Origin of the sequence: Photorhabdus kayaii (genome assembly GCF_025384895.1) — a bacterium.
GTDB lineage: Bacteria > Pseudomonadota > Gammaproteobacteria > Enterobacterales > Enterobacteriaceae > Photorhabdus > Photorhabdus kayaii.
This window is the reverse complement of sequence record NZ_JAJAFZ010000124.1, coordinates 1-4,983: the sequence shown is the minus strand read 5'-3', so window position 1 is coordinate 4,983 and position 4,983 is coordinate 1. Positions and strand designations below refer to the sequence as shown.

The 4,983-nt window shown below is 46.0% G+C and carries 4 protein-coding genes and 1 pseudogene; all 5 read left to right on the top strand.

The features are described 5' to 3' along the window. Nucleotides 1-1,095: type VI secretion system Vgr family protein (locus LGZ98_RS22885; protein WP_262978652.1), on the top strand; the 1,095-nt coding region annotated here is incomplete at its 5' end. 2 nt (nt 1,096-1,097) lie between these two features. Beyond that, nucleotides 1,098-2,456: a VRR-NUC domain-containing protein gene (locus LGZ98_RS22880; protein ID WP_262978651.1), complete on the top strand. Its 1,359-nt coding sequence runs from the start codon at nt 1,098-1,100 to the stop codon at nt 2,454-2,456. Between the two features lie 14 nt (nt 2,457-2,470). Next, the gene (locus LGZ98_RS22875) at nt 2,471-3,616 is read left to right on the top strand and encodes a DUF3396 domain-containing protein (protein ID WP_262978650.1); all 1,146 of its coding nucleotides are present in this window, start codon (nt 2,471-2,473) and stop codon (nt 3,614-3,616) included. A gap of 37 nt (nt 3,617-3,653) precedes the next feature. Continuing rightward, nucleotides 3,654-3,842 (top strand): annotated as a pseudogene (locus LGZ98_RS22870) (hypothetical protein); the annotation flags it as partial. Between the two features lie 28 nt (nt 3,843-3,870). Beyond that, nucleotides 3,871-4,143, top strand: coding sequence for a PAAR domain-containing protein (locus tag LGZ98_RS22865; protein WP_113042152.1), 273 nt, complete (start codon nt 3,871-3,873; stop codon nt 4,141-4,143). Nucleotides 4,144-4,983: the final 840 nt, after the last annotated feature.

The following is a 4,983-nucleotide window of genomic DNA, read 5'->3' as shown; positions in this document are numbered from 1 at the left end:
GACTGGTGGCCCCCTTACCGTTACAAGCCGCTGGCGGACGGTGATGAAGTCGCCACGGTGGTCGGGGTGGGAAGCGAAGAGATTTATGTGAACGAACACGGCGCGATACGGATCCATTTCCACTGGAACCGTTACGATAAAGCGGACGACCTCGCGTCTTGTTGGGTACGGGTGGCACAAGGCTGGAACGGCAACGGTTTCGGTTTTATGGCGATACCGCGCGTCGGGCAGGAGGTGATCGTCAGCTATCTCAACGGCGATATCGACCGTCCGATTGTAACGGGGTGTACCTACAATGGCCTCAACCGGCCGCCTCTTGATTTACCGCTGGAGAAAACCCGTACCACCTTTAAAACCCGGACTCGCGGAGGAGAGGGATTTAATGAACTGCGTTTTGAGGATGAAAAAGGCAGAGAGGAAGTGTTTATTCATGCTCAACGGAATATGAAAACGCAGATTCTCCGGGATAAAACCACGCAGATAGGCCATAACCAACAAACAGAAGTGGCGCATAACCGCACGGCGATAATTAAAAACGATGATGATGAAGCCGTGCAGGGCTTTCAGACGCTTGAAGTCGGTCAAAATCAAACGGTAACCATTAAAGGTCAGCAAGCTATTTCCATTGGTAAAAACCATCAATTAAACGTCGCCGATAACCAGCAAATTACCGTGGGTAAACATATCACGATGCACTCTGAACGCGGGCAAATCATCATTGGGAATGCAGGCGGGCAGATAGTCATTGATCCAATGGGCAATATCCGTATCGAAGGGGTCAGCATCACCATGACCGACCATATCACCGGCAAGAAATCCGCCGGCGCGCTGTTTGACTACTCCGCCCGCTATACCCTGCTCAGTGAGCAAAGCGATAAGCCGCTGGTGAATATCCCCTACACCATTACCACCGGCGATGGTCAGGTCATCCCGGGTAAAACTGATTCGCTAGGCAGAACGATGACCGTGCAGAGTGCGGCAGAAGAAAATCTGCAACTGCGTTCACCGGAAGCAACACCCAAGCCGAAGCAAACCTTATACCGTGCCAGCGGTAACACGCCGGTAGAGTATGTGATGGAATTTATGGAGATATAAGTATGGCAATATCCAACAACGACAAGATGTGCCCGGCTGTCACATCAATCACCTGCACAATGGAAATAGGCGTCTTTCCCGCTGATGAAGATCCCTGTTATCTGGCGGAAAAAGCCGAATACGCCCTGCGTCTGCCGGCAATGATTATCACCAAACTGGGCGCTATTCGCTTTCTTAATCAAATCATTATGAGTGGGTTGATTAAGGTTGAGGAGCTTAAGCATGACTTTCTGTGGCCCTATAAAGCGGAAGTGGTGTTTGCTATCCGAGGAGAGCAAGATGTCCCCTTACCTATGCTGGCAACCAGTCAAGTCTCTAAGCAGCGTTATGGCGATAACTTACCGCAATCCAGTAACCCATTTGTCCGGCCTTCTGCCGAAGACGCAGAAAAATTTGGGGTTGTTGGTATCCGTCGGCCCGATATTATTTTGGTTAAAGATGAGGCTCTCCGCTGGCCGGGCAGAAATGCCACCTACTTTGATGGTTCTGTGCATCCCGATAATCTAAAGATGCTGATTGAGGTGAAATTTCCGGGGGATGTGCTCTCTGACAATCAGGAACGAGATTATATCCAGATTGCAACAGAAAAACGCTTTGGGGTAATGCGCGTCGACGATAACCGCACAGAAGAGCAAAAACAGTATGATGAAGCATGGCGAAAACTTTATCAGCCCAATTCCCAACACTATAAAAATCCGATACCACTGGCCCCACTGCCGCCCGGTTCGCCTCCTGATGATGAAGCTTTACCCACCCCTCCTGCAGAGGGTGTGCCGGGGACCATTCCACAGCCGCTGACAAAAAATCCACCGCTTCTCAGCACTTCCCGCTGGTCGTTTTTACCCAGCTATGAAGACTGGGTTGTTCTTGGGCAGGAGGTGGCGGGTCTGGCTGAAAATGGGCTGAATTATGTCCGCGACAGTACCCGGGAGCTTCTTGCCCAGTTTGGTACCTGGCTCAATCAAACCGGCCAGTGGGTGTGTGAAGAAATTATTGACCCGATAAGCCATCAGGTCAGCTACGCATTTTCCTGGGTCAGTGAACAAACAGGAAAAATCGTGACCTGGACTGAGAATGAGATAAAAGCCCGGTGGCAAACCGTGCAACAGGGTTCGGATATCACTCTGGAAGAGTTAAGAAACATTAGCTGGATGCAGATATTAAAAGAGGTGGGTGAAGGCATGCTGGAAGTGGTGGTGATTATTGCCGGTGTTGCCGTTGTTATCCTGGTCACCCTTGCCGTCGCTGCCGCGCTGATTACGTTGGTGGAAATTTTAGCTGCCGCCGCCGCAGTCAGCGCTGCGGCGTTAGCTGCCGTCCTGGCAATATTGGCGAGTGTGACATTCGCTACCGCTTCATAATTAACGGAGAAAATATGGAAACTTCAGATTACTTTGCCCAGTTGAAATCACAACTGACCGCGTTTACCTTCCTCAATGGCGATGGGCTGACCGTTTCTCGTCTTGGGATTTCTATCACTCTGTTTTTTAAACAGGGTTACACCCAGGAGAAAAAACAACGCATTCTGGCCTGCTACCGGCGCTTTCGGGAGGAATTCGGTACTCACCTGCGTTTTCATGCTCATGAATTTAAAGGGTTAAAAAAATATTCACCAGAAAATATAGCTAAAGTAGAAGAGGCTATTCTTAATCAGAAAAAGAATCAGCCCTCTAGTTGGGTGGTCAGTGATGCTAAAAATATCTATGAAGCTCCTCGCTATCTGATGCGTTACCTGGATTCCAGAGAAATCGATGGTGACGATGGTAGCTCTTACCTAAGCCTGACACTGCCTTGGGATTATCTAAAAGGACAAGACGGCATGGCTCGTTTTATGGCCTGGCTGGATTTTCTGTGCGAACAACTCGAACCGGATAGTGGGGACTGTGGCTACAGCCTGGTCATCCCCAGAGATTACCATGACTACTTTCCCTTAGAGTACCAGCTAGCGCAACGTTATCCCTCTCTGCAAGTCAATTCTGCGGTCCATACTGCGGTATTACAGTACGGACATTCCATTCGTGGCATTAACTGGATCACCCTGCTGTCCAAACGATTTGTAAACCGATTGGGTGGGGAATTCTGGATACGTCCTGTGCTGCGTCCCTACCGGGATGTGGAGATTACCCCTTATTCCAATGGCCTGATGATCCGGGCCGGTCAATACCCGGACTTAACACCACTGCCGGGCAGTGTCCCGGAGAGTTATTTTGCCATTAACCAACTGATACGTCCGATACGAGTCATTCCCCGTGAAGGCCATTCATTGCATTTCTATGGTGCCGGTCATTTTGATGATATTTCCACACTGGCCTGGTATGCCCGTTATGATCGTGGACCGCTGCAAGTGACCCCTTTGAGAGGCAACCACCCTGCACTGGTCAGCGGGATCTGGCGAACCGATAGCCTGCCTGACAAACAGTACTTCTTTGCTCAGGGGGCGATGTCTTTTGATGTTCCAGGTACAAAACCGGGCACAACCCTCTGGCATCTGGTACGGGAAGCGGCAAGTATGTGGGAATAACAGATTATCCACCGACTCATAACTTACGGAGAAAATGATGGAAACTGTAGATTACTTTGCCCAACTGAGATCGCAACTGACCTCTTTTCTTTTTCTCAATGGCGATGGGCTGACCGTTTCTCGTCTTGGGATTTCTATCACCTTGTTTTTTAAACAAGGCTATACCCCGGAGAAAAAACAGCGCATTCTGGCCTGCTACCGGCGCTTTCGCGAAGAGTTTAATACGAGAAACGGAAAATATAGCGGAGTAAATAATGCGCAGTGTAGTGGAAAGTAAAAAAATTATCCTTAAAGGTGATACCACAACAACCGGAGGCGAGGTTTTAAAGGGTTCCGATTTGGTAAACCAACAACTATCGGTTGCCTGTCAAGGTGATCCGGTGTTTTGTCCCGCCTGTAAACAAACCGGCGCGATTGCGGAAGGTTCTAACTTGTTTAATATACAAGGAATACCTGTCGCGCTGGAGGGACACCTTGTTAATTGTGGTTGCCCGCCCGGCGCTTGTCGATTAAAGGTACGGTCATAAATATCAAATTCTAAAACTCTTAATTAAAATATCTATAAAACCAGAGCAGGTTTTAAACCGGGATTAAAAGTTATTTTTTTAACGTATGATTTTAATCGGTATCTGGTTTTAACCGTTTTTTATCTTTTGGCTATATGCTTTTTGCGAAATTTAAACATTATAATATATCGTGGTTTTACGTTTAAACGAACGTTAATCATATCCGATTTATTTTGACTGACATTGTTTTATAGATATTGTTTTGTCAATACTGTTTTACCAACATTGCTTTACTGGAAATTCTGCGAGTTTTTATAAATCAATCACCTTTTATCTTTCCTTTATAAATCACTAATCAATAGCTTGATAGTATAAAAACACCGTTAATGTTTTTTAGGATAACGCCTTTTTTAGCATTTAAATCCTGCTAAATTAATCGTTTTATCTCTTCTTTATCGCATTTTTTATTGATTTTTTCGTAAAACGATGGTGAAAAAATACTTTAATGTCAATCTATTCTATCAATGTTATTTTACGTGATTATGTCTTTTCAACTCTCGGTTGATGGTTAGTGAATTTCGACTAAATGTCATTAATCATGCTCCTGAAAACTTTAATTTTCTTGATGAAATCAGTCTGTTGAATGAAGTATTTAACCTCTCCCTGTTTGTCTTTTTAAATAGTCATAGCTGGTTAGGCAAATGTAAAATAAGTGGAGTGTAGTATTACCGATTTACCGATAAGTGGATTAAACATAGCAGGGAATAGGTTGTTTTTAGTCACTCTATACCTTTTAAAAAGCTGACATTAATAGGCTACCTATTTTTTAATCCTTAGTTGATTAATAACCGGTAAAATGGA